Genomic DNA, 22696 nt, shown 5'->3' with positions numbered 1-22696 from the left:
TCGGAGTTGAATTTGCGTGAAAGGAAATCGGCCGGCGTTCAGTCGATCGGCGGCTTGGGAAAGGTCTGCTGCCCCGGCTCCAGCGTGAAGTCGAAGTCCAGCGTGTAGAACGGCGCCGGCACGTCGCCCCACGGGCTGCTGCCCTGGTCGTGCAGCTGCAGCGTGCCGACCAGTTGCCGGTGCACGCCGAAGGTGACATCCGAGGCCAGCTTGTCGGCCTCGTCGGCAAACACCTGCGTCACCAGCGTCCGGTATCCCGGCGCGGCGACGATGAAGTGGATATGCGCCGGCCGGTACGGATGGCGCTGTTGCGCGGCCAGCAGCGCGCCGACCGGGCCATCGGTCGGCACCGGATAGCCGGCCGGACGCACCGTGCGGAAGCGGTAGCCGCCGTCGGCATCGGCATGGAAGCAGCCGCGCAGGTTGCGGTCGGGCTGGGTCGGGTCCTGGTTGTCGTACAGGCCGACCGGCGAGGCCTGCCATATCTCGACCAGCGCGCCCGCCAGCGGCGTGCCGTCGGTGCCGCGCACGGTGCCGCTGACCAGCAGCGGCAGGCCGGGCGCGTCGTCCTGCACCACGCAGTCGCCGCAGGCATAGCGCGGCGCGTTGGCGCGGTAGAACGGTCCCAGCAAGGCGCCGGGCGTGCGGCCGTCGCGGGTGCTGTTGTTCATCACCGTCACCAGGGTCGACAAACCCAGGACGTCGGCCGCGAGCACGACCTCGTTGTGCGTGGCATGCGTCGCATGGCCAAGGCTGGCGAGCCAGCCCAGCGCGAACTCGAACTCTTCGTCGGTCAGGCGCGCCTCGCGCAGGAAGCCATGCAGATGGCGGACCAGCGCATCCATGACGAAGCGCAGGCGTGGGCTGGCGGTGTCCGCCATCGCGGCCTGGACGATGCCGGTGACCGAATGTTCGTCGTCTATCAGCGTGGGGCGCGGGGCCGGCGATACCTGCCGCGCGATCGATGTTTCCATGTCACTCCTCCTTTGCAAACGTTTGCATTATTATCGGCGGCCAGCACCGGAGGTCAAGGCGAAAGTTCGGGCCGGCGGGGCCCCGCCCCCTTTCGCGCCGCCGGAAATCACAATCAAAACAAGCCGCTACGCCTCGTCTTCAGGACAAACCCTAGGCGGTCCCCGCTCGCGCGGAGGGTGGCATTTGTGGGTACACCTGCCTATATATGCCTTACCAGGCACTAACCGGCGATATACCGACATGCCAGCGAGCGCTGGTCGCGCCACAATGCAACGGCAGCGTGGCCCCTCCCGTTCATACAAGCGTTGGACTGGTGGAAGCCCGGTCACAATCGTTGCCGAGGACTTGGCACAGTAATCGCTGACGTGCAGAAAGCCCGACGTGCCTGCGATGCCCGGGTTCCTGGCCATGCCGCCAGCGATCTCCTTCGATCCCTCCTACCTACCAGAGGAAAACCGATGTTCTCCGCCGTCCAGCGTCCGCAACCGACGCACCCCGTTCCCTGCCCCCCCCGCAGCGTGACCACGCCGCCGCTGCCGCAGTGGATCGCAGCACGCATGTCAGAGCATTTCGATGCCAGGCTGGGCAAGCTCTGGGGTGGCGACCACCTGCTGCACGGGCGCAAGCCGGGGCCCGACGCGCTGCACCTGAGCAGCAACGACTACCTCTGCCTGCTGGGCGAGCGGCCGTTGCTGGAGGCGCAGGCGCGCGCGCTGCTGAACGAGCAGCCCGAGCTGCTGATGTCGTCCGTGTTCCAGTACGGCGAGACGCCGCAACGGCACGTCGAGCGCAAGCTGGCCAACCTGATGCAGGCCGAGGACGGGCTGATCGCGCAGTCCGGCTGGGCCGCCAACGTCGGCCTGGTGCAATGCATCGCCGGGCCGGGCGTGCCGGTCTATATCGACATGAACGGCCACGCCTCGCTGTGGGAAGGCATCACCGCCGCCGGCGCGCAGGCCGTGCCGATCCGCCACAACGACGTGGGCCATGCGCGCCGCCAGGCCGAACGCTTCGGGCCCGGCGTGATCATGGTCGACGCGGTGTACTCCACCACCGGCAGCGTGGCGCCGCTGGAGGAATACGTCGCGGTGGCGGAGGCGACGGGTTCGGTGCTGGTGGTCGATGAATCGCACTCGCTCGGCACTCATGGGCCATCGGGCGGCGGGCTGGTACCGGCGCTGGGGTTGTCGGAGCGGGTGCATTTCCGCACCGCGTCGCTGGCCAAGGCCTTCGCCGGGCGCGCGGGCTTCGTCACCTGCTCCAGCACGTTCAAGGACTTCTTCGCGGTCGAGTCGCGGCCGGCCATTTTCAGTTCGGGGCTACTGCGCCACGAGGTTGCGTGGTTCGACGCCGCCATCGACTTCATCGCCGCGGCGGACCAGCGGCGCGAACAGCTGCATGCGATCACCCGCACCACCCGCGAAGCGATCGGTGCGCTGGGGTACAACATCAGCGACGGCTCCGAGCAGATCATCGGGCTGGAGGCCGGCACCGAGCCGCAGGTGATGGTCCTGCGCAACGCGCTGCAGCAGCGCGGCATCTTCGGCGCGGTATTCTGTTCGCCGGCAACCCCCAAGAATCGGGCATTGATGCGACTTACCCTGCATGCGAAACTTAGCGCCGGTGAAATCGACCGGCTGGTCAGCGTTCTCGCCAGTATCCGCGACGAGGTGCGCCTGGAAGAATGGTCATCGACGCGCCGCAGCCGGCGCAAATCCCCCAATCCCAAAGAGGAGCTCGCCGCAAGCTCCCGCGAGGAGTAGCCGTTGGAGATGGAAGCAGAGTTGGCCGACTCGGGCGGCCGCAAGCGCCGTTCCGGTCTGCCGGGACTTGCCAGCCTTGCCCGCCGGGCCTGGCAGGCGGTGTTCGATACCGCGGCGCGGGCCATCCTGCTCGACGAGGAAAGCGTCATCCGGCTGCGGCGCATCCAGATGGTGGGCGCGCTGGGGGTCATCGGTCACCCGCTCTATTACCTGATCTGGTCGTACGTGTTCCCGCAGCCCTACGAGAACCTGTGGCTGCGCCTGGTCTGCACCGCGCTGTTCGTGCCGCTGCTGTTTGCCAGGGCGTTCTCGCACCGCCGCTGGCTGCCGCCCTACGCGCTGTTTGCGATCACGGTGGGCATGCCGTTCGCCTTCATCTTCCTGTACCTGGAAAACGGCGGCTCGATGGCCTGGGCCGAGTCGGTCATCATCGCCGTGGTGATCCTCTATCACTTCAATACGGCGTTCGCGACCATCTCGCTGCTGTCCGGCGCGGCCGCCGCGGTGGCGCTGTTCGTGCTGGCCGGCAATTCCATGGGCGGGATTCCATGGGAGCCGGTGCTGCTGCAGCTGCCGATCATCGGCTTCGTGATCTCGGTGCTGGTGGTGATCAAGCTCGACCGCCAGCTGCTGATCGAGCAGAAGCGGCGCGGCATGGCCGCGGCGCTGGCCACCGTCGCGCATGAGCTACGTACGCCGCTGACCAGCCTGAGCGTCAGCGCGAGCGGCCTCAAGGCGCGGCTGCCGGCGGCGCTGGACCAGGATGCGCCACGCCGCGAGGGGCTGATGCAGGCGGTGGCGCGCATGGAGTCCGACATCGCGCATATCAGCAACAGCATCGAGCTGCTGGTGTCCAACTCCAAGAACCCGGAACAGGCCACGCGCGAGTTGTTCGAGCTGGGCGGCGTGATCCGCGATGCCATCGCCCGGTTTCCGTTCGACGAGCCGGGCCGCGACATCGTCGCGTTCGACCTGCCCGGCCCGGTGCGCGTGCTCGGCAACGCGCAGCTGTTCGGGCTGGTCGTGACCAACCTGCTGAAGAACGCGCTCGAAGCGATCAAGCGCGCCGGCAAGGGCGATATCCGGATCTGCTGCGAGGTGCGGCCGGACGGGGTGCACGTCACCTTCCGCGACACCGCGACCGGGGTGCCACCGCAGGTGCTGGCGCGCATGTTCCAACCGTTCTTCTCCTACCCGGCGCACCGCGGCACCGGCATCGGGCTGGCCTTCTGCCAGAACGTGCTGACCAGCTGGGGCGCGGGCATCAGCTGCCGTTCCGTCGAGCACGAGTTCACGGAGTTCAACATCCGCTTCCCGCATAGGGATCACTGAGGGACCACTGAGGGACCACTGAGCGGCATCAGCCGGACAGCGCCAGCGCCACCTGCCGCCGCAGCCGCGGCAGCACGTCTGTGTCGAACCACGGATGGCGTTGCAGCCAGAAGCGGTTGCGCGGGCTGGGGTGCGGCAGCGGGAAGAATGCTGGCAGGTAGTCGGCGCAGGCGGCGACGGTATCGGCCAGCGTCGCCCCGGCCCGGCTGCCGAGGTAGTAAGCCTGTGCGTGGCGGCCGACCAGCAGCGTCAGCCGGATTTCCGGCATGGACGCCAGCAGCGGCGCATGCCACAGCGGCGCGCATTCGCGCCGCGGCGGCAGGTCGCCGCTGGCGCCCTTGCCCGGATAGCACAGCCCCATCGGCACGATCGCCACCTTGCCGGCGTCATAGAACTGCTCGGGCGTCAGTTGCAGCCAGGTGCGCAGCAGGTCGCCGGAAGGATCGTTCCAGGGGATGCCGGTTTCATGCACGCGGCGCCCGGGCGCCTGGCCGACGATCAGCAGGCGCGCATGGGCGCCGGCCTGCACCACCGGCCTGGGCTCGTGCGGCAAGGCACAGGCGTGGCAGCCGGCAATGTCGGCGAGGAGCCGGTCAAGCCTGGTGGATCGGGTACGAGGCAAAATCAGCGGCTGAGCCCGCGCCCCTCGATGGCCCAAACCGCTTCCACGCGCTCGCCGCGCACGCAGGCATAGGCATCGTGCAGGTTGGCGGTGGGATCGCAATGGCCCGGCACCAGCCACAGCCGCTCGCCCAGCAGGTCGCGGCTGTCGGCGCCGGTCACCGTCAGCACACCGTGCTCGTCGTTGGCGGCAACGTACTCCAGCGCGCCATCGGCATCGCGCGGCCACACGTGCGGCAATCCGGAATCGACCGCGACCGACTTCAGCCCCACATCGCACACCGCCACGCCGGCGCGCGCCGCGCTCATCACGGTGGCTGCCACGAACAGGGAATGCAGCGGCCGCAGCGCGCCCTCCCATTCGAGCGAGCCGTAATGGCCGTCGAGAAACAGGTACGAGCCCGGCTGGATCTCGGTGTAGACGCCGCTCTCCAGGTCGAATTCGGCGGTGCCGGTGCCGCCGCCGGTCACCACCGGGCAGCGCAGCCCGCGCCGCTCCAGCGCGCGCAGGTAGCCGGCGGTGGCTTCGGCCGCGCGCTGCGCGGCTTCGCGCCGCTGCGCCCAGGCCTCGATATGCTGGATGCCGCCGTGATAGCCCTGCAGGCCGCCGAAATCCAGTGCGGCTTCGGCGCCGATCGCATCGACCAGCGCCAGCAAGGCCTCGTCGCTGTCCACGCCGCAGCGGCCCTGCCCCACGTCCACCTCCGGCAACACCGCAATGCGCACGCCGGCGCGCGCCGCGGCGGCGCCGACCTGGCTGACCTGGCGCGCATCGTCCACGCAGATCGACAAGCGCGTGTGGCGCGCCAGTTCGGCGGCCATTGCGGCCTTGTCGGCGCCGACGAATTCATTGCTCAGGTGGATGCTGCCGATGCCGGCGGCGGCAAAGGGATACGCCTCGGACAGCTTCTGGCAGCAGATGCCGACCGCGCCCGCATCGACCTGCCGCTGCGCGATCGCCACGGACTTGTGCGCCTTGGCATGCGGGCGCAGCGCTACGCCGGCGCGTTCGGCAAGTTCCGCCATGCGCGCCAGGTTGGCTTCAAAGGCATCGAGTTCGATCAGCAGCGCAGGCGTGGGCAACGCTGACAACGATTGGCCGACCGCCGCGTGCGGCGGCCGGAGAACGCTGGCTTCATGCATGGTATGGGGCCCGGTTGCGGCAGTGCTTGCCGTGGGCCCCTCACGATAACACCGGCGTGCCCCTTGCGCACAGGCTTGCGCGCGCAAAACGCGCTAGCGGCGCGTGGCCAGCAGGCGATAGCCGCGTCCGCAGTGTTCCGCGGCAGCGGCGCGGGCCACATCGGCATCATCGAACAGGCCGGCCTGCGCGATCGACCTCACCATCACCGCCTCGCCGCGCTCGTTAGCGAGGAAACGACCGTCCCAGCCTTGCACGATGTACAGCACGTCGCCGGCCGGGGAACCGACCTGCCGGCGCTGGCCGGTGGACTGGCCGACCCGCTGCTGACCCTGACCCTGATCCTGATCCTCGCCACGCGCTGCGCGGCCGGCACGCTCGCCGATTTCGCCACTGCCGCCGCTACCGCCGCTGCTGCCGGGCCGCACCATCTGGATGTTATTGCGCACTTCACTGACGCCGAGCACATCCTCGGCCATTTGCTCGATGCGGAACTTGGCGTCGCGGTCCCGGACGGTGCCGGCCAGCGTGACGATGCCCGAGCCGACGTCGACGGTGACATCCGAGACATCGTCATCGGCGTGCGCGAGCCGTTCGCACAGGTCATCGCGAATGCGGGCGTCGGTGCGCTGGTAGCCCTTGGGCATGCGGCGCGACCCCGCTTGCGCGGCCCAGCGCGAAGGGCGCGTGGGGCGCTCGTCATCTTCATCCTCGAGGCCATAGCGGGCCTCGCCATAGCCATACGGCGAGCCGCCAGTGTCGCCGCTGCGCCAGTGGCGTGCCTGGCGGGTATCGTCGGGCTCATCGTAGCCGCGGTGGCGCCAGGTTCCCCGGATTTCCGACGGTGGATAGTCTTTCATGGATTGCCTCCGATCTGACGTCCTAGCCTGATATCGGTAGCACAAAACATGCCCTTGCGCCGGTGCTGGCCGCGTGGCGCTCCGGCAGCGCCGCGGGACGCAGTTTTTACACGATGCGCAACAACGTCATGCGCTTCGTCCATCCCCGGCGGGCCGGTCGAGGTACTGGCCGACGATGCGCACCAGCAACGGCAGCTTGCCGGTAAAGAAATGATCGGCGCCCGGCACCACCACCACCGGCAGCGCCTGCGGTCGGGCCCAGTCGAACAGCGCCGACAATTCCGCGCGCTCGTCGCGCTCGCCATGCACCACCAGGCAATCGGCCGGCACTGCCGGCGTGTCATAGCTGCGATGGGCCTTGACCGTGCCATACGGCAGGCCGGCTAGCACGAGGTGACGGACCGGCACGCCCTGCGCCGCCAGCGTGGCGGCCACCTGCGCCATCACGAACGCCCCGAAAGAAAAGCCCGCCAGCGCCAGCGGCAGGCCGGGGTGGTCGTCGCGCAACTGCGCCACCACGGCCAGCATGTCGCCGGTCTCGCCGTGGCCCTGGTCGTGCTCGCCGCCCGAGCCCGCCACGCCGCGGAAGTTGGGCCGCACGGTCAGGAAGCCGCGCGCCAGCAGCGCCTTGGCCAACTGGTGCGGCACCTTATGCGTGGCCGAGCCGCCCAGCAGCGGGTGCGGATGCGACACCACCGCGATCCCGCGCGGCGTGCCGGCGGGACGGTCGACCAGCATCTCGATCGGCCCGGCGGCGCCAGCCAGGTGCGCCGTTTCCGTGGCAGACGGTACTCCCATGAATGCTCCTTGCAATGTCGGGCGAGCCGATTGCCGGCGCGCGAAAGCCGTGATGGTAATGCGATTGTGGCGAACATGCCGCCCGCGCTGTTTCCTCGCACGGCCACGCACGGCCGCGCACGGCACCGATGCGCAAAATTCTGCCCGCCGGTGCCCCATGCGCCGCCTGTGCGGGACGTGTGACCTGAACGCTTTCGTATAATGCCCCGAGCCGTGGCGGCTCCGAAAATGGTCCCGCCGCGATCGGTCAGCACGACCCGTGCCACGCATTGCCCGCTTGCGGCTTCGCCCGCAGGCCTTTCTCGTGGCTGACCCAAATTCGCCGAAGCGGATGGACTGTACGCAGCCATCCCTTCCCGTGTTCATCGCCGGTGTCCCGGCCGTTCCGCAGCGGAATCGCGATGCAGCGCCATGTGGCCCTGCCCGCACCGTGCCTTGCCATTTCCATCCGCCGCCGGAGCGCCGCAAGCCGTCACCATCCGACGAGAATCCGCCATGAGCAAAGCTTCACGGCTCGCACTGGGCCTTGCGCTCGCTGCGCTATGCCACCTGATGCCGGTCACCCTGCCCGCCGTCCATGCCGCAGGGACCGCATCGGAAGCCGAGGCCGCCGCACAAGCGCCCGCGCTGACCCACGCCGAAGCCAACGCCGAACTCAAGCGCCTGCAGACCGAGCAGGACAGCGTCAAGCAGCAGGCCTCCGACCCCGACGGCAATACCAAGCTGCATGACCTGCAAGAGACGCTGCGGCGGCTGGATGCCGACGCCGACAAGCTCGGCGCCGCCCTGAAGCCGCAGCGCGAACAGTTGCAGGCACAGCTCGACGTGCTCGGTCCGCCACCGGTCGACGGCACCACCAGGGAAGCTCCCGCGGTGATGAAGCAGCGCGCCGAGCTGAACACGCGCCGCACGCAGCTCGACGCGCATCTCAAGCAGGCTGCCGAGAGCAAGGAGAACATCGCCAACCTGAGCGAGCAACTGGCCCGGCTGGAGCGCGGCCACCTGAAAGACCAGCTCGCGCTGCGCTCGGAAAGCATCCTCAACCCGCAGTTCTGGCAGCCGCTGTTCAGCCCGCCGCCGGAAGACCAGGCGCGGCTGGACGGCTTCCGCGACCAGGTGGAGCCGATGCTGCAGCTGGCGTGGCAGCCGTCGCAACGCGCGGCCACGGTGGCCCTGCTGCTGCTCGCGCTGGCGGTATGGACGCTGGGGCGGCGCCTTGCCGAGCGCGCGCTGGCGTGGTTCTGCCTGACCCGGCTGCCCGAGACGCGCCTGCGCCGCAGCGCGCTGGCGCTGGCGACCACGCTGGCAACGGTCTGCACCACAGGTCTCGCGGTGCAGCTGGTCTACCACGCCTTCGCTCGCAACTATGAATTGCCGCCCGACGTGATGGCGCTCTACGCGCAGCTGGTCAAGCTGACGATGACCAGCGCGCTGATCGTCGGGCTGGGGCGCGCGCTGCTGTGCACGCGCCACCCCAGCTGGCGCCTGCCTGCGCTGGCCGATCCGGTCGCGCTGGCGATGAAGCCCTTCCCCGCCGTGCTGGCTGGCCTGTTGCTGCTGGCCGGCACGCTCGAGCAGATCAACCGCATCGCCGACACCAGCCTGCAGGTCACGCTGCTGGGCCGCGGGCTGGTGTCGCTGGTGGTGGTGCTGACCATCGGCGCGGCGCTGCTGCGCGCCAACCGCGTGCGCAACGAACTCGCCGCCGCGGGCGAACGCCCGGAGGCGCGCGCCACGCTGGCCGGCATGATCCACGCCGCCGTGACCGTGCTGGTGATCGTGTCGATGGTCGCGCTGCTGGCCGGCTATATCAGCTTCGCGCGCTTCCTGACCTATGAGCTGGTCTGGTTCGACATCGTGCTGTGCAGCCTGTACCTGCTGACGCAGGTCACGCGCGATGTCTGCGAGGCCGTGCTGTCGACCAACCACGCCAGCGGCCGCGTCATCAAGCAGCTGTTCGGCGTGGACGATTCGCATCTGGAGCAGGCCTCGACCGTCCTGTCGGGCATCGGCGCCAGCGTGCTGCTGCTGGTGGCAGTGGTGGCGCTGCTGACCGGCGGCTTCGGCACCACGCCGGCGGACCTGCTCAACAGCCTGCTGATGGTGCTGGGCGGCGAGAAGCTGCGCAGCCTGAACATCATGCCGGAGCGAATCCTGAATGCGGTGCTGGCGCTCGGCGTGGGCATCTGGCTGCTGCGTTCGGTGCGGCGCTGGCTCGATGCGGAACTGCTGCCCAAGGTGTGCAGCGAGCCGGGGCTGCGCGCATCGCTGATCACGCTGTTCAGCAATGTCGGCTATGTGCTGCTGGTGCTGCTGACGCTGTCGCTGCTGGGCGTGCGCTGGGACAACCTGGCGTGGATCGTCAGCGCGCTGTCGGTGGGCATCGGCTTTGGCCTGCAGGAGATCGTGAAAAACTTTGTCTCGGGCCTGATCCTGCTGACCGAGCGCCCGGTCAAGGTAGGCGACATGGTCAGCCTGGCCGGCGTGGAGGGCGACATCCGCCGCATCAATGTGCGCGCGACCGAAATCCAGCTGGGCGACCGCTCGACTGTGATCGTGCCCAACTCGCAGCTGATCTCGCAGAACGTGCGCAATGTGACCATGAGCAACAGCACGCAGGGCGTGGCATCGCTGCAGCTGACATTCCCGCTCAATACCGATCCGGAACAGCTGCGCGACCTGCTGCTCGATGTCTACAAGGAAAACGAGTCCATCCTGGACGTGCCGGCGCCGTCGGTCATGTTCAGCCAGCTCGCTTCCAACGGCATCACGCTGTCGGTGACGGGCTACGTCGGCAGCCCGCGCATCGCCGCGGCCACGCGCAGCGACCTGTTGTTCGAGATCCTCAAGCGGCTGCGCGCCGAGGACATCGCACTGACCGAACCGCAATCGCTGCGGCTGGAAAACCTGCCGCCGTTCGGCGAAGCATCGCAACGCGCATACGCGGCGGGGTAAGTCCGCCGACCGCTCCGCCCGGTGGTCCGCGCTCAAGACATCGGTACGCCCGCCCTGCGCGAGCCCGGGCGGACTGGCCCAAATCCCCGGGGTGGATTCCGGACAGGGTGGGTGACAGGGGCCGTATTACGGCCTGTTAAAAACCGGTCCCTGAAAAAAGCCCCGTTACAAAGCTAACAAGTCGGCCTCCGCGGCGAAACACCTTGCCGGGCAGTTTGCATCCATCATTCAGGAACACAAGCTGCATCACAAGGAGTCCGACATGCGCCCCTCCACCCGAATCGTCGCCGCGGCCGCCCTGGCCGTGGCGCTGGTAGCCGCCGGCCCCGCGTCCGCGCACGGCCGCCACCATGGCGGCGGGTCGAATGCCGGCGCGGTCCTTGCCGTCGGCGCGCTGGTCGGCCTGGCGTTCGGCGCGGCGCTGGCCTCGGCGCCGGTAGTGGCCGCACCGGTGGCGGTGGCGCCGCCGGTCACCTATGCCCCCGCGCCGGTCTCGTACGCGGCGCCGGCGGTGCCACCGGGCTATTGCTACAGCGACTACGACCGCGCGTACGTGCCGTGCGGCCCGCAGCCGTCCGGCTACTACCGGCAACAGCCTTACTACGGCTACTGATCATGCCGGTCGATCGCGAATACTTCAGCCGGCTGTACGGCCGGCAGGACGACCCCTGGGGCATCGGCACGCGCTGGTACGAGGCACGCAAGCGCGCGCTGCTGATGGCCACGCTGCCGCGCGAACGCTTCGCACGCGTGTTCGAGCCCGGCTGCGGCGGCGGGCATCTTACCGTCGAACTGGCGCCGCGCTGCGATGCGCTGGTGGCAATGGAGCTTGCCGACAGCGCTGCCGGGCAGGCGCGGCAACGCGTGGCGGAGTTTGCCCACGTACAGGTGCTGACGGGTGAGCTGCCGCAGCATTGGCCCGAGGGATCGTTTGACCTGATCGTGTTTTCAGAATTGGGGTACTACTTCCCGAAGTCCGACTGGCACGAGGTCGCGGCGCTGGCGGCGGGTGCGTTGAGCGATGACGGCGTCATTGTCGCCTGCCATTTCCGGCATTTGTTCGCCGAGCAGCAGATCACGGCGCAGGCGGTGCATGATGCGATTGGTGCGCAGCACGGGCTGTATCGGCATATTCATCACCAGGAGCCGGATTTCACGATGGATTTGTGGTCCAGGCAGTTGGAGATGAGGTTGGCTTGAGGGGGATGGGGTTGGGTTTTTAGGGGCAGGCGTCTGGTGGTTTTTGTTGTGCGTGGCGGCTGGCATCTGGTGGGATTTGATATGCCCTGGTTTCGCCCCTAAAGGGGCGAGTCACTTTTGCCCGAGCGGCAAAAGTAACCAAAAACGCGTTGACGGCCCTGCGGGCGGCCACTCTTATCGTAGTATGCGTGGGATTTCGTACGGGGCTGGGCTTCGATGCAGGGCAGGACTGCCTGACGCCTTGGTGCGCCACGGTGGCTCGGGATTGACGCGGTGATTGAACGAGCCCAGAGCTGTGATTGGCCCCTACTGCTGGCGTCAACGCGGGGACGCCTGCGGCTGCGCTGCGCGCCGGCAGTATCGCAGGTCAGGGGCCTGGGCTCGGGGGCCTGTCAGAAATTTTGTGTTTAGGGCATAACATATCGCCCAGCCCAGCAAACCAACTAGGACTCGCGCGCAGCGCAGCCGCAGGCGTTCCTACCACGCCGCCCGCAGCAGGGGCCACTCAACAGCTCTGGGCTCGTTCAACAACCGAGTCAATCCCAAACCACCGTGGCGCACCAAGGCGTCAGGCAGTCCTGCCCTGCAACGAAGCAAAGCCCCGTACGAAAGCCCCAGCCCACTACGATAAGAGTGGCCGCCCGCAGGGCCGTAAACGCGCTTTCTGGTGACTCTTTGTCGCTCGGACAAAGAGTTACCCGCCCTTTAGGGCGGAACAGGGCATATCAAGCACCGCCAGATGCCAGCCGCAGCATAACCAAAAAAAACGCCCCACACGCAACCAGCGCACAGGGCGTCCCACTACCTAAAACCTAAACACAAACAAAACCTTAAACCGGCACATCCCTAGTAGGATCCGGCTTCCGATCATCAAACCACCGATACAAAGTCGGCACCATCACCAGCGTCAGCAACGTCGACGTAATCAACCCGCCGATCACCACCACCGCCAGCGGCCGCTGCACTTCCGAGCCAGGCCCGGTAGAGAACAAGAACGGCACCAACCCCAGCATCGCAATGGTCGCAGTCATCATCACCGGTCGGAACCGCTGCGTCGCCCCCTGCACCACCGCCTCATCAAGCGACAAGCCCGAATCGCGCAGCGAACGGATATACGACACCAGCACCACCCCGTTCAGCACGGCCATGCCCCACAGCGCGATAAAGCCCACCGACGCCGGCACCGACAGGTATTCCCCGGTGACGAACAGCCCGATGATGCCGCCGATCGATGCGAACGGCAGCACCGTGATGATCAGCGTGGCAAAGCGCAGCGAGTTGAACAGCAGGAACAGCAGGAAGAAGATCGCAGCGATGGTCACCGGCACGATGATCTTCAGGTGGCCCATGGCGCGTTCCATGTTCTGGAACTGGCCGCCCCACTCCAGGTAGTAGCCCTCCGGCAACTTGACCTTGGACGCAGTGGCCTGCTGCAGTTCGGCAACGAAGCCACCGAGATCGCGATCCTTCACGTTGATCATCACCACGACGCGGCGCTTGGCCATTTCGCGGCTGATCTGCGCCGGGCCGTCGTTGACTTCGATCCTGGCCACGCTCTGCAGCGGCACCTGCGTGCCGTCCGGCGCGTTCACCAGCAGCTGCCGGATCGACTGCACGTTGTTGCGGAAGTCATCCGGCAGGCGCACGGCGGCGGCAAAGCGGCGTTCGCCTTCGAAGATGTCCGTGGCGCGCTTGCCGCCGATCGAAATCTCGATCACGTCATGGATGTCCGACACGTTCAGCCCGTAGCGCGCAATCGCCTGGCGGTCGATTTCGATCGACAAGTATTGCTGGCCCGAGACGCGCTCGATACGGATATCCTGCGAGCCCTGGATGCCCCCTGCCACGCGCGAGATCTCGCCCGCGAGTTCACGCAGCTTGTCGAGGTCGTCGCCGAACACCTTCACCGCCACGTCCGAACGCACGCCGCTGACCATTTCGTCGACGCGGTCCGAGATCGGCTGCGCCATCACGATCTGTACGCCGGGGATGGCCTTGAGCTTCTCGCGAATGGCGTTGGCGATATCGTCCTGGGTCCACCCGTCGGGCCACTGGTCGCGGTCCTTCAGGCTGGCGATCGGGGTCGATTCGTTCTGGCCCTGCGGGTCGGCCGGGCTTTCGCCGCGGCCCACGCCGGACACCACCGACTTGACGCCGGGCACGCCCAGCACCAGCCTGTTGGCTTCCTTTTCCAGCTTGATCGACTCTTCCAGCGAGATGTTCGGCACGCGGTCGATCGCGGGAACGATCGAGCCTTCCTTCATCTCCGGAATGAACGACGTACCGAGCAGCGGCACGATCAGCAGCGTCGCGACGAACGCGCCCACTGCGCTGAGCACGGTCTTGCGGCTGTTGCCCAGCGCCCAGTGCAGCATGCGCAGGTAGTGGCGCTTCATGAATGCAATCACGCGCGTGTCATGCTCGGCGCCGCCCTTGAGCAGGTACGACGACAGCACCGGCGACAGCGTCAGCGACAGGATCAGCGAGATCGCCAGCGCGATCGAGATGGTGAACGCCAGCGGCGCAAACATCTTGCCTTCCATGCCGGACAGGGTCATCAGCGGCAGGAACACCAGGATGATGATGCCCACGCCGACGATCACCGGCGTGGCCACTTCCTGCACGGCCTTGACCAGGATCTCGGTCTTGGTGAGGCCCGGCTCCTTGTGTCCCAATCGCTCGAACGCGTTCTCGACCACCACCACCGAGCCGTCGACCATCAGGCCGATGGCAATTGCCAGGCCCCCTAATGACATCAGGTTGGCCGACAGCCCCACGTGGTTCATCACCATGAACGTCAGCAATGGCGTCAGCACCAGCGTGGCCAGCACGATCACCGACGAACGCACGTCGCCCAGGAACAGGAACAGCACGATCACCACCAGCACCACGCCTTCGAGCAGCACCTTGGTCACCGTCCACAACGCGGCATCGACCAGCTCGCTGCGGTCGTAGTACGGCACGATCTGCAGCTTGCCGGGCAGCATGCCGCGTTCGTTGATCTCCGCCACGCGTGCCTTCACGCGGCTGACCACTTCCTTGGCATTGCCGCCGCGCATCATCATGACGATGCCGCCGACGGCCTCGGTCTGGCCGTTCTTGACCAGCGCGCCCTGCCGCACCTCATGGCCGATGGAGACGTTGGCCACGTCGCGCAGGTAGACCGGCGTACCGTTGACTTCCTTCAGCACGATGCTGCCGAGGTCCTCCACGCCCTTGGCCAGGCCGACGCCGCGGATCAGGTACTGCTCGGCGTAGTGCGGCAGCACGCCGCCGCCGGAGTTGGCGTTGTTGCGCGCCAGCGCCTGGTAGACCTGCTGGATCGACACGTCGTAATGGCGCATGCGCTCCGGGTTGACCAGCGCCTGGTACTGCCGCACGTAGCCGCCCTGCGAGTTGATCTCGGCCACGCCGGGGATCGAACGCAGCAGCGGGCGCACCACCCAGTCCTGGGCAATGCGGCGCTCGGCCAGCTCTTCCTGCGTCAGCTCGCCGTTGCCGTCGTCGGCACGGTCCAGCGTGTACTGGTAGACCTCGCCCAGGCCGGTCGAGACCGGGCCCAGCACCGGCGACACGCCTTCCGGCATGCGCCCGCCCACTTCGATCAGGCGCTCCATCACCAGCTGGCGTGCAAAGTACACGTCGGTGGCGTCGGTAAACACCAGCGTGATCAGCGACAGGCCCGCCTTGTTCAGCGAGCGCATCTCTTCCAGGCCGGGCAGGCCCGTCATTGCCATTTCCACCGGCACGGTGACAAAGCGCTCGACTTCCTCGGGCGAGCGGCCCGCGGCTTCGGTCGCGATCTGCACCTGCACGTTGGTCACATCGGGGAAGGCGTCCACCGACAGCTTGGTGGCAGCGCGCAGGCCGAAGAAGAACAGCACCACGGCCAGCACGCAAACCACCAGCCGCTGCTTGATGGCGGCTTCGACTAGGGATTTCATCATGTCCGATTACCCTTGCTCGATGCGCTTGCGCTCGTTGTCCAGGTGGAACGCGCCATCGACCACGATGCGGTCGCCGGCCTTCACGCCGTTCTGCACCACGCGCATGCCGTCGCTCTCGGCGCCCAGCTTGACCTTGGTCAGGCGGAACTTGTTGCCCGGCATCTCGACATAGACCAGCTCGTCGTTGCCGTCACGCACCACCGAGGCCGCGGGAATCACCAGCTGGTCCTGCGGCTTGCCGGCGATCAGCATGCTGGCGAGCATGGCGGGCTTAAGGCGCCCTTCGCGGTTCTCGAGCTCGGTGCGGACCAGCACCGTGCGCGACTGCGGGTTGACCGTGCGGCCCACGTAGATCAGCTTGCCGGTGATGGTGTTGCCGCCCTTGCCGTTGGCCAGCGACGGCACCTCGATCTCAACGCTCTGCCCTTCGGCTACCTGCGCGGCCTGTTGCTCGGGCACCTCGGCCACGACCCACACGCGCGACAGGTCGGCCACGGTGTAGAGCGCGTCGGCCGGCTGCACCACCTGGCCCTGCGCCACGTTGCGCTCGACCACGGTGCCGCTGATGCTCGAATACACCGGCGAATGCGAGTTGATGCTGCCGTTCCTGGCCAGCTCTGCGATCGAGCCTTGCGACATGCCCAGCACGCGCAGCTGGTCGCGGTAGGCGCGCATCTCGGCGGAGGCGATCGCCAGCTCGCTCTCGCGGCGCTGCAGCTCGCCGCGGCCGATCACGTCGGCGGCAAACAGCTGGCGCGCGCGCTCGGCGTTGCGCACCTGCAGCTCGTGCTGCGCCTCGCTCTTCAGGAACGACATCTGCGCCGCGCCCAGCTCGCTGCTGTGCAGGCGCGCCAGCACCTGGCCGGCCTTCACTTCCTGGCCCAGCGTGGCATACAGGTCGGTGACGCGGCCGGTCACGCTGGCGCCGATGCGCGATACGCGCTGCTCGTCGAAGTCGATGCGGCCGGCCACGCGCAGCATCTCGCTGAACGGGGAGGTGCTCACCGGCGCCACTTTCAGCGACTGCTGCAGGTTGCCTTCCGGCTGGATCACGCCGGGCGGCAGCTTGGGCGCCTCGGCAACGGGTTCAGGCTTGTCGGAACAGGCCGCCAGGCTGAACGTCAGGACGGCGGCGGCCGTCAGCGAAAGCAGGAAATTGGGACGCATGGTTATTTCTGTTCGATGGTGGAGGTCGGCGGCAGGCCCGGCGCGGCGGTGGCGCCGGGGGCGGTCGACAAGAGCTTTTCGATCTGGATGGCGGCCAGCTGCTGCTCGTACTGGGCGGCGATCAGCTCGTTGCGCGCGCTGCGCAGCACGCGCTGGGCATCGATGAAGTCCAGGATGCCGCGCTCGCCGAAGCGATAGGCGGACTCGGCCACGCCCAGCGCCGACTCGGCCTCGCGCACGATGCCGGACTCCAGCGCGGTCACCTGCGCCTGCGTGATCTCGTACTGGCGGTAGGCCGATTCCAGTTCCTGCGTCAGCTCGAACTCGCGCATTTCCAGCGCGCTCTGCGCCTGCGTCGCCTGCGCGGTGGCCTCGCCCACGGGACCGCGGCGGCGGTCCCACAGCGGGATGGTCATGACCAGGCCGATCTGCGAGACGTTGTTGTCGGGCTGGCGGTCGGTGCTGGCGCGCACCGCCACTTCCGGCCAGCGCAGCGAGCGCTGGTAGTCGACGCCCAGGCGGGCGCGCTCCAGCTCCGTGCGGCGCTGGACCAGCTCGGCATTGCTCGCGGCCATGGTGTCGCGCAGCACCGGCAGCGGCGGCACGTCCGGCGACTGTCCCAGCGTGCCGTCCAGCGAGAACTGGCCCGGCATGGCGCCGCCGACCTGCTGGCGCAGCGCGGCCTTGGCCTGGTTCACGCGCAGCTCGGCGGTCTGCTGGCTCTTCTGCGAGGCCAGCAGCTCGGTCTCGGCCTTGATCAGTTCATAGCGCGGCGCTTCGCCAACCTCCACGCGCAGGCGTGCGCGCGAATGGATCTGCCGCATCATCGCCAGGTCTTCTTCCGCGGCATGCAGCTCGCTTTCGCGGCGCAGCACGTCGTAGTAAGAGGTCTTGACGCGCGCGGCGAGGTCGGCGCGGAAACCCTGGCGGGCCGCCTGCGACGACTCCAGGCCGCGCGAGGCCATGGCCTCGCGCAAGCTGCGCTGGTGCGGGTAGTCCAGCTTCTGCACCACGGCGTAGCTGGGCGCATTGCCGCTGGTCACGCCGGGCTGCTTGCCGGACAGCCGGCCGTACATCACCTCGACCTGCGGATTGGGATAGGCGCGCGCGCTGCTGATGGCGGCGCTGGCAGCATCGACATTGGCCTCGGCCGCGGCGACGCCCTTGTTGGTCGACTGCGCCATGTCGAGCAGCTGCGGCAGCGAGAAAGCGGGTCCGGCCGCGGTACCCGCGGGGCGTGCGGATGCCGCCTTGGGCACGGCCGTGGACGCAAGCAGCTCGGCGCCGGGAGTGAGTGCCGGGGCGGCGGAAATCTTCGCGGAAGGCTTGGAGAGCGGTGCGGCCGGGGCGGCGGGCGTGGTGCCCGCTGCCCCCGCGGCCTTCGCCGGGGCGGCGCCCTGCTCACCGGCATGGGCCTGGGCAGCGGCGAACGCGAGCAGCGAAAGCGACGCGATCAGGGTCAGCTTGGTTGTTGTCATGAGTCCGGAATGCAAGCAATACGACGCCTGCGCCATGCCGCCGCGCGCCCCGGCGCGAATCACGGCTGGGAATCACGGCGGGACGGACCACGGCAGCGGCTTACCCGCGCGCGGTAGCGGCGGGCAGGCTGGCGTTATCAGGCAAGGGGGCGCGGCCCGCGGCACGGCAGCTGCGGAGGCAGCGCGTGCGCGCGGGGGAGCGGCAAGGCGTGGAACGCCCGGCGCTCAGGAGCGGGTTATTGGCGGCCGGAAGAAGGCCGAAGGCGGCGGTTCGGCGCGGCCTGGGGGATATTGCGCGACATCCCCGGCGGGCAGCAGCAGCTTCACCGGGGGCAAGGCAATGAGGGCACTGGATTCTTCGATTTCGTCCAGCAGGTCCAGCGGGTCGAGCAGGTCGGCCGACCAGATATTGCAATACCCGGGCGGCGGGTCCTCGCAGATGTCGTCGTCATGCAGCCCATCGTCGCCGGGCACGATGACGCGACCCATGTCGTCCACCGACTGCAGCGCGGCCAGTTCGGTACTGGCCTGGACCTGCGGCTGCACCGACGTGCGCGCGTCCGCCACCGCCCCAAAGGAGAGCAGTGACAGGCACATGGCAGTCAGCAGCAGGAACAACAATCGCATGGGTCGGGGGCTTGGAGCACGGGGCGGAAGCGCCCTTTCGGACGGGCACCGGCCGTGCTGCGGGACAGCATTGTAACGTAACGATTACGATTGACAGAGAATCGTTACGTTCGTTCCGCAATGCAGCGAAAAGATGCATATCAATAGCGCGATTTTACCAGCAGATCGTTGAAAAGCCCGGGATAACCCTGAGCCAGGGTTTCGGACAGCCGCGGGTCTCAGAAGACCGGGCGGCCCTACACCACCCTGAACCCGTGGGTCCCGTCGCGCTCCAGTTGCGCGATCAGCCCGAACTCCCAGTCCAGGTAGCCCTGCATCGCCTCGCGCGGATTGTCGGTGCCTTCATACGGCCGGCGATAGCGGTCGGTGCGCTCTGACGCCAGGTGCGTCTCGCCGGACTCCAGCGGCAGCCCGGCCGCGATCCACGCCTGCGTGCCGCCTTCCAGCACCACCACTTCCGCATCGGTCAGCCGCTGCAGGTCGGCGGCGGCAAAGCGCGCGAGCAGGCTGGAGCCGCAAGTCAGCACATAGCGCCGCGCCTGCGGGATGCGCGCCAGCGCATCGGCCAGCTGAGCGCGGATGACGAAGTACGCGCCGGGGATATGGCGCTTGACGTAGTTGGCGCTGGCGGTGAAGTCGAGCACCACGGTGCTGCCGTCCGCGTCCTCGTCTAGCCACGCGGCCAGTTCGGCGGGTGCGACCGCCGGCACCGCTGGCGGCACCGGCACGTCTGCCGCCACCGCGCCGCTCTCGCCGCGCTCGGCCGCATCGGCCGGCTCCACCACCCAGACCTCCCAGCCCATCTGCGCCAGCCATGAACCGGTCATGCCGGCGCGCACGTCGTCGTCATCGGCCAGCACGATGCGCGCGCCGCGGACGGGGGCGTTGTGGTCGGTCTCCTGCACCAGCTGTCCGCCGGGCGCATTGACGAAGCCAGGCAGGTGGCCGTCGGCGAATTCCTCCGGCGTGCGTACGTCGAAGCGGTACACGGTGCGGCCAGGCTCCTCCAGCGATGCCAACGCCCCCAGCGCGATGCGGCGCACGCCGGCGCGGTCGGCGATCTCGCGCGCGCCGCTGCGGGCGCTGTCGCGGTTGCCGCTGCTCACTTCGGCGGGCGCACGGCGGCTGGCGCCGTGGTCGAGCTGCTGGCCCGCCAGCGTCCAGCCGATGGTGCCGTTGCGCAGCGCCGCAACCGGGTTGGGAATGCCGGCGTTGACCAGCGACTGCGTGCCGATGATGCTGCGCGTGCGGCCGGCGCAGTTGACGATCACCCGCGTGCGCGGATCGGGCGCCAGCTCGCGCACGCGCAGCACCAGTTCGGCGCCGGGCACGCTGGTGGCGGTGGGAATGCTCATGGTCTGGTACTCGTCGAAGCGGCGCGCGTCGACGATCACCGCGTCGGACTTGCTGTCGATCAGAGCCTGCACTTCCTCGGCGGACAGGGAGGGCGTATGGCGTTCTGCCTCGACCACTTCGCCGAACGACTTGCTCGGCACGTTGACGTCGCGGAACACCTCACCGCCCTCGGCGATCCAGGCGGCCAGGCCGCCTTCAAGCCGGTGCACGTTGGTATAGCCCAGCGTTTGCAGCACCGCCGCGGCGCGCGGCGCCAGGTCTTCCCCGGCGTGCTCGCCGTAGACCACGATCAGCGTATCGCGGCGCGGGATGCGCGGCCACGCTTCCAGCTCAAGCTTCGACAGCGGGAAGTTGGCGGCCCACAGCGGATGCGCCTGCGCGAAGGGGTCTTCCTCGCGCACGTCGATCAGTGCGATCTCGGCGCCGGCCAGCAGGGCCTGGCGCACCTGCGCGCGAGTGAAGATGGGGATCGCCGTGGCGGCGGCTTGCGTAGCGTGCTGGATGGTCATGACTTCCGGTCTTCGCGGGAACAGTCCCACAGGTTAGGCAGGGTCCGGTTGGAATACCCGGAGATAAAGGGCTTGCGCGTGCCGTCCTCGGCGTAGACCGAGCGGCGCACCGCGCCGATATTGGCGCCGTACACATGGATGCTGACCGAGACGCGGTCGTCATGCACGTTGTTGACGCAATGGATGTCGCCCACGGCCGGCGACACGGCTTCTACCTGTCCGGGCAGCAGCCGCACCGGCTCGCCATGCGGCACGGGGCGGCCTTCGGCGTCGAGCACGAAGGGCTGCGAGTCCTCCGCGCCGCGCAGCATGCCGATCAGGCCCCATACGGTGTGGTCGTGGATGGGCGTGCGCTGCCCCGGGCCCCAGACAAAGCTGACGATCGAGAAGCGCTCGCCGGAATCGCAATGCAGCAGGTGCTGCTGGTAGTACTCGGGGTGCGGCTCGGCCCACGCCTCGGGCAGCCAGTCGTCGCGTGCCACCAGCCGCGCCAGCAGCGCCCCGCCCTCGCGCAGGATGCGCGGCTCGTCGGGATGCTGGTCCAGCAGCGCGGCCAGGCCGGTGATGAAATCGCGCAGCGGTGCGAGCCCGCTGGCTTCGGGGGAACTGCTCATGGAATGCCTCCGGGGTGGTTCTGTGTTCGGGCCCTCTGCGGGGCGCTGCCGCTGCAAACATAACACGGCGCGGCGCCCGCGTTCATGCCAGCACTGCATGCCCCTACAGCCCCAGCTGGTGCTTGCCGGCAGCGACCAGGATCGAATCGTTCTGCGGCGTATGGATGCGGCTGCACAGCACGTCGCGATAGTGCCGCTCGAGCGGATTGTTGCGGCTCAGGCCGTGGTTGCCGGCAAGCTGCAGCGCCAGTTCCACCGCGCGAATCGCATTGCCGGTCACGGTGAACTTGAGCAGGCCGCTGTCGGCGGTGGCAGGTGGCGCATTGCCGTCGGCGCGCGCGGCGGCATCGTCGAGCAGCACCTGGTTGGTCCGCAGCAGCGCGGCGATCTCGCCGATGGATTCCTGCACGCGCGGCAGCGTCGCCAGCGGCGCGCCCAGGCTGCCGGGTGCGCGCTCGCGCACGAAGCCGCGCACCCACGACCCGGCGGCGCGCGCCACGGCGTCATAGAGGCTGCCGAGCAGCACGGTCATCCACGCCTGCTGGTCGGCATTGGCGTCGATGTCGGCCTGGCTCGCACCCGCCGGCGCCCACGCGGCGGGCGGGCGGATATCGACGGCGTGGTCGGGCGGGATCCAGATATTGTCGAGCACGGTCTCGTGGCTGCCCGAGGCGCGCAAACCCAGGTGGTTCCAGTTCTCCACGATGCGCACCCCGGCCACGCCCGCGGCCGGCCCCGGCACCAGGAACACGCCCACGCGCGGCTGCGGCTCGTCGGTGCGTGCCCATACCGCCAGCCAGCGCAGCGCGGGGATGCCGGTGCTGTACAGCTTGCGGCCGCTCAGGCGCCAGCCATCGCCGACCTGCGTGGCGATGGTGGCGGGCAGGCCGCCGCGCGCAGGGGAGCCGAGCTCGGGCTCGACCCGCAGCGCGTTGATCAGCGCCCCGTCCTGCACCGCATCGGCAAAGACCTGCGCGCGCACCACATGCGGCCAGTGCGAATCGGGGCGAGCGATGGCGCGATGCTGCAAGTAGGTCATGGTCAGCACCAGCGCCGTGGCCGGGTCGCCACCGGCGACGGCCGCGATGATGCGGCGCGCCTGCGCCAGCCCTGCCCCGCCGCCGCCGTAGTCGCGCGGCACCACCTGCGCGATCAGGCCTTGCGCGTGCAGCTGCGCGAAATTGTCATGCGGAAAGCTGGCGGCGGCGTCGTGCGCGGCGGCGCCGGCGGCGAAGCGCGCGGACAGTTCGGCCAGCACTTCGCCAAGGCGCGCGGCGCTGGCGGGCAGGCGGCGCAGGGAAGACGTCGAAGACATGGAACGGAACTCCGGGAGGGATGGCTGGCAATGCGGGC

17 protein-coding genes are annotated in these 22696 nt (G+C 68.4%); 5 read left to right on the top strand and 12 right to left on the bottom strand.

Going from position 1 to position 22696, the window contains the following annotated elements:
* Positions 1–38: 38 nt before the first annotated feature.
* On the bottom strand, positions 39–974 hold the full coding sequence (locus AC5WJ1_RS25470) for a dioxygenase family protein (RefSeq protein WP_133094353.1): 936 nt from the start codon (positions 972–974) through the stop codon (positions 39–41).
* A gap of 459 nt (positions 975–1433) precedes the next feature.
* Between AC5WJ1_RS25470 and cqsA the strand changes: the two genes are divergently transcribed.
* Positions 1434–2738, top strand: a complete 1305-nt coding sequence (cqsA, locus tag AC5WJ1_RS25465; protein WP_133094352.1) for an alpha-hydroxyketone-type quorum-sensing autoinducer synthase — start codon at positions 1434–1436, stop codon at positions 2736–2738.
* A gap of 9 nt (positions 2739–2747) precedes the next feature.
* Positions 2748–4070, top strand: coding sequence for a sensor histidine kinase (locus AC5WJ1_RS25460; protein ID WP_133094351.1), 1323 nt, complete (start codon positions 2748–2750; stop codon positions 4068–4070).
* Between the two features lie 28 nt (positions 4071–4098).
* Here AC5WJ1_RS25460 and AC5WJ1_RS25455 read toward each other — a convergent pair whose 3' ends face one another.
* The 4 genes from AC5WJ1_RS25455 to AC5WJ1_RS25440 all read right to left on the bottom strand — a co-directional run bounded on the left by AC5WJ1_RS25455 (position 4099) and on the right by AC5WJ1_RS25440 (position 7490).
* Positions 4099–4692, bottom strand: coding sequence for a uracil-DNA glycosylase family protein (locus AC5WJ1_RS25455; protein ID WP_135702940.1), 594 nt, complete (start codon positions 4690–4692; stop codon positions 4099–4101).
* Between the two features lie 2 nt (positions 4693–4694).
* Entirely contained in the window at positions 4695–5834 is a 1140-nt protein-coding gene (locus tag AC5WJ1_RS25450) for a DSD1 family PLP-dependent enzyme (RefSeq protein WP_133094349.1), read from the bottom strand.
* Between the two features lie 93 nt (positions 5835–5927).
* Positions 5928–6692, bottom strand: coding sequence for a BON domain-containing protein (locus AC5WJ1_RS25445; protein WP_494476657.1), 765 nt, complete (start codon positions 6690–6692; stop codon positions 5928–5930).
* Positions 6693–6818: 126 nt separating this feature from the next.
* Positions 6819–7490, bottom strand: a complete 672-nt coding sequence (locus AC5WJ1_RS25440) for an alpha/beta hydrolase (protein ID WP_494476656.1) — start codon at positions 7488–7490, stop codon at positions 6819–6821.
* A 495-nt stretch (positions 7491–7985) separates the two neighbouring features.
* On the opposite strand from AC5WJ1_RS25440, the gene AC5WJ1_RS25435 reads away from it, so the two are divergent.
* The 3 genes from AC5WJ1_RS25435 (at position 7986) to AC5WJ1_RS25425 (ending at position 11645) form a co-directional block, all read left to right on the top strand.
* Complete coding sequence (locus tag AC5WJ1_RS25435; protein ID WP_135702942.1) at positions 7986–10445, top strand: DUF3772 domain-containing protein; 2460 nt, start codon at positions 7986–7988, stop codon at positions 10443–10445.
* Positions 10446–10707: 262 nt separating this feature from the next.
* Complete coding sequence (locus tag AC5WJ1_RS25430) at positions 10708–11058, top strand: mechanosensitive ion channel protein MscS (protein WP_133094345.1); 351 nt, start codon at positions 10708–10710, stop codon at positions 11056–11058.
* Positions 11059–11060: 2 nt separating this feature from the next.
* The gene (locus AC5WJ1_RS25425; protein WP_133094344.1) at positions 11061–11645 is read left to right on the top strand and encodes a class I SAM-dependent methyltransferase; all 585 of its coding nucleotides are present in this window, start codon (positions 11061–11063) and stop codon (positions 11643–11645) included.
* 830 nt (positions 11646–12475) lie between these two features.
* Here the strand turns inward: AC5WJ1_RS25425 and AC5WJ1_RS25420 are convergent.
* The 7 genes from AC5WJ1_RS25420 to AC5WJ1_RS25390 all read right to left on the bottom strand — a co-directional run bounded on the left by AC5WJ1_RS25420 (position 12476) and on the right by AC5WJ1_RS25390 (position 22658).
* Entirely contained in the window at positions 12476–15592 is a 3117-nt protein-coding gene (locus AC5WJ1_RS25420) for an efflux RND transporter permease subunit (RefSeq protein WP_135702943.1), read from the bottom strand.
* A gap of 6 nt (positions 15593–15598) precedes the next feature.
* Entirely contained in the window at positions 15599–16759 is a 1161-nt protein-coding gene (locus tag AC5WJ1_RS25415; protein ID WP_133094342.1) for an efflux RND transporter periplasmic adaptor subunit, read from the bottom strand.
* 2 nt (positions 16760–16761) lie between these two features.
* Positions 16762–18237, bottom strand: a complete 1476-nt coding sequence (locus AC5WJ1_RS25410) for a TolC family protein (RefSeq protein WP_135702944.1) — start codon at positions 18235–18237, stop codon at positions 16762–16764.
* A gap of 225 nt (positions 18238–18462) precedes the next feature.
* Complete coding sequence (locus AC5WJ1_RS25405) at positions 18463–18864, bottom strand: cobalt-zinc-cadmium resistance protein (RefSeq protein WP_133094340.1); 402 nt, start codon at positions 18862–18864, stop codon at positions 18463–18465.
* Between the two features lie 236 nt (positions 18865–19100).
* On the bottom strand, positions 19101–20729 hold the full coding sequence (locus AC5WJ1_RS25400) for a rhodanese-related sulfurtransferase (RefSeq protein ID WP_135702945.1): 1629 nt from the start codon (positions 20727–20729) through the stop codon (positions 19101–19103).
* Positions 20726–21343 carry a cysteine dioxygenase family protein gene (locus AC5WJ1_RS25395; protein WP_135702946.1) on the bottom strand — a complete coding sequence of 206 codons (618 nt, stop codon included), beginning with the start codon at positions 21341–21343 and terminating at the stop codon, positions 20726–20728. The genes AC5WJ1_RS25400 and AC5WJ1_RS25395 overlap by 4 nt, the downstream gene beginning before the upstream one ends.
* Before the next feature lie 103 nt (positions 21344–21446).
* On the bottom strand, positions 21447–22658 hold the full coding sequence (locus tag AC5WJ1_RS25390) for an acyl-CoA dehydrogenase family protein (protein WP_133094337.1): 1212 nt from the start codon (positions 22656–22658) through the stop codon (positions 21447–21449).
* Positions 22659–22696 lie beyond the last annotated feature (38 nt).

The organism is Cupriavidus sp. MEYA8 (assembly GCF_059278825.1).
This window is presented reverse-complemented; position numbering and strand designations above follow the sequence as displayed.

What these genes read in the sequence shown, in the direction of transcription:
- AC5WJ1_RS25430 (WP_133094345.1), top strand. Translation starts at nt 10,708, where the DNA reads ATGCGCCCCTCCACCCGAATCGTCGCCGCGGCCGCCCTGGCCGTGGCG.
- AC5WJ1_RS25450 (WP_133094349.1), bottom strand. Translation starts at nt 5,834, where the DNA reads ATGCATGAAGCCAGCGTTCTCCGGCCGCCGCACGCGGCGGTCGGCCAA.
- AC5WJ1_RS25435 (WP_135702942.1), top strand. Translation starts at nt 7,986, where the DNA reads ATGAGCAAAGCTTCACGGCTCGCACTGGGCCTTGCGCTCGCTGCGCTA.
- AC5WJ1_RS25415 (WP_133094342.1), bottom strand. Translation starts at nt 16,759, where the DNA reads ATGCGTCCCAATTTCCTGCTTTCGCTGACGGCCGCCGCCGTCCTGACG.
- AC5WJ1_RS25470 (WP_133094353.1), bottom strand. Translation starts at nt 974, where the DNA reads ATGGAAACATCGATCGCGCGGCAGGTATCGCCGGCCCCGCGCCCCACG.
- AC5WJ1_RS25390 (WP_133094337.1), bottom strand. Translation starts at nt 22,658, where the DNA reads ATGTCTTCGACGTCTTCCCTGCGCCGCCTGCCCGCCAGCGCCGCGCGC.
- cqsA (WP_133094352.1), top strand. Translation starts at nt 1,434, where the DNA reads ATGTTCTCCGCCGTCCAGCGTCCGCAACCGACGCACCCCGTTCCCTGC.
- AC5WJ1_RS25440 (WP_494476656.1), bottom strand. Translation starts at nt 7,490, where the DNA reads ATGGGAGTACCGTCTGCCACGGAAACGGCGCACCTGGCTGGCGCCGCC.
- AC5WJ1_RS25425 (WP_133094344.1), top strand. Translation starts at nt 11,061, where the DNA reads ATGCCGGTCGATCGCGAATACTTCAGCCGGCTGTACGGCCGGCAGGAC.
- AC5WJ1_RS25400 (WP_135702945.1), bottom strand. Translation starts at nt 20,729, where the DNA reads ATGACCATCCAGCACGCTACGCAAGCCGCCGCCACGGCGATCCCCATC.
- AC5WJ1_RS25395 (WP_135702946.1), bottom strand. Translation starts at nt 21,343, where the DNA reads ATGAGCAGTTCCCCCGAAGCCAGCGGGCTCGCACCGCTGCGCGATTTC.
- AC5WJ1_RS25445 (WP_494476657.1), bottom strand. Translation starts at nt 6,692, where the DNA reads ATGAAAGACTATCCACCGTCGGAAATCCGGGGAACCTGGCGCCACCGC.
- AC5WJ1_RS25420 (WP_135702943.1), bottom strand. Translation starts at nt 15,592, where the DNA reads ATGATGAAATCCCTAGTCGAAGCCGCCATCAAGCAGCGGCTGGTGGTT.
- AC5WJ1_RS25405 (WP_133094340.1), bottom strand. Translation starts at nt 18,864, where the DNA reads ATGCGATTGTTGTTCCTGCTGCTGACTGCCATGTGCCTGTCACTGCTC.
- AC5WJ1_RS25460 (WP_133094351.1), top strand. Translation starts at nt 2,748, where the DNA reads ATGGAAGCAGAGTTGGCCGACTCGGGCGGCCGCAAGCGCCGTTCCGGT.
- AC5WJ1_RS25410 (WP_135702944.1), bottom strand. Translation starts at nt 18,237, where the DNA reads ATGACAACAACCAAGCTGACCCTGATCGCGTCGCTTTCGCTGCTCGCG.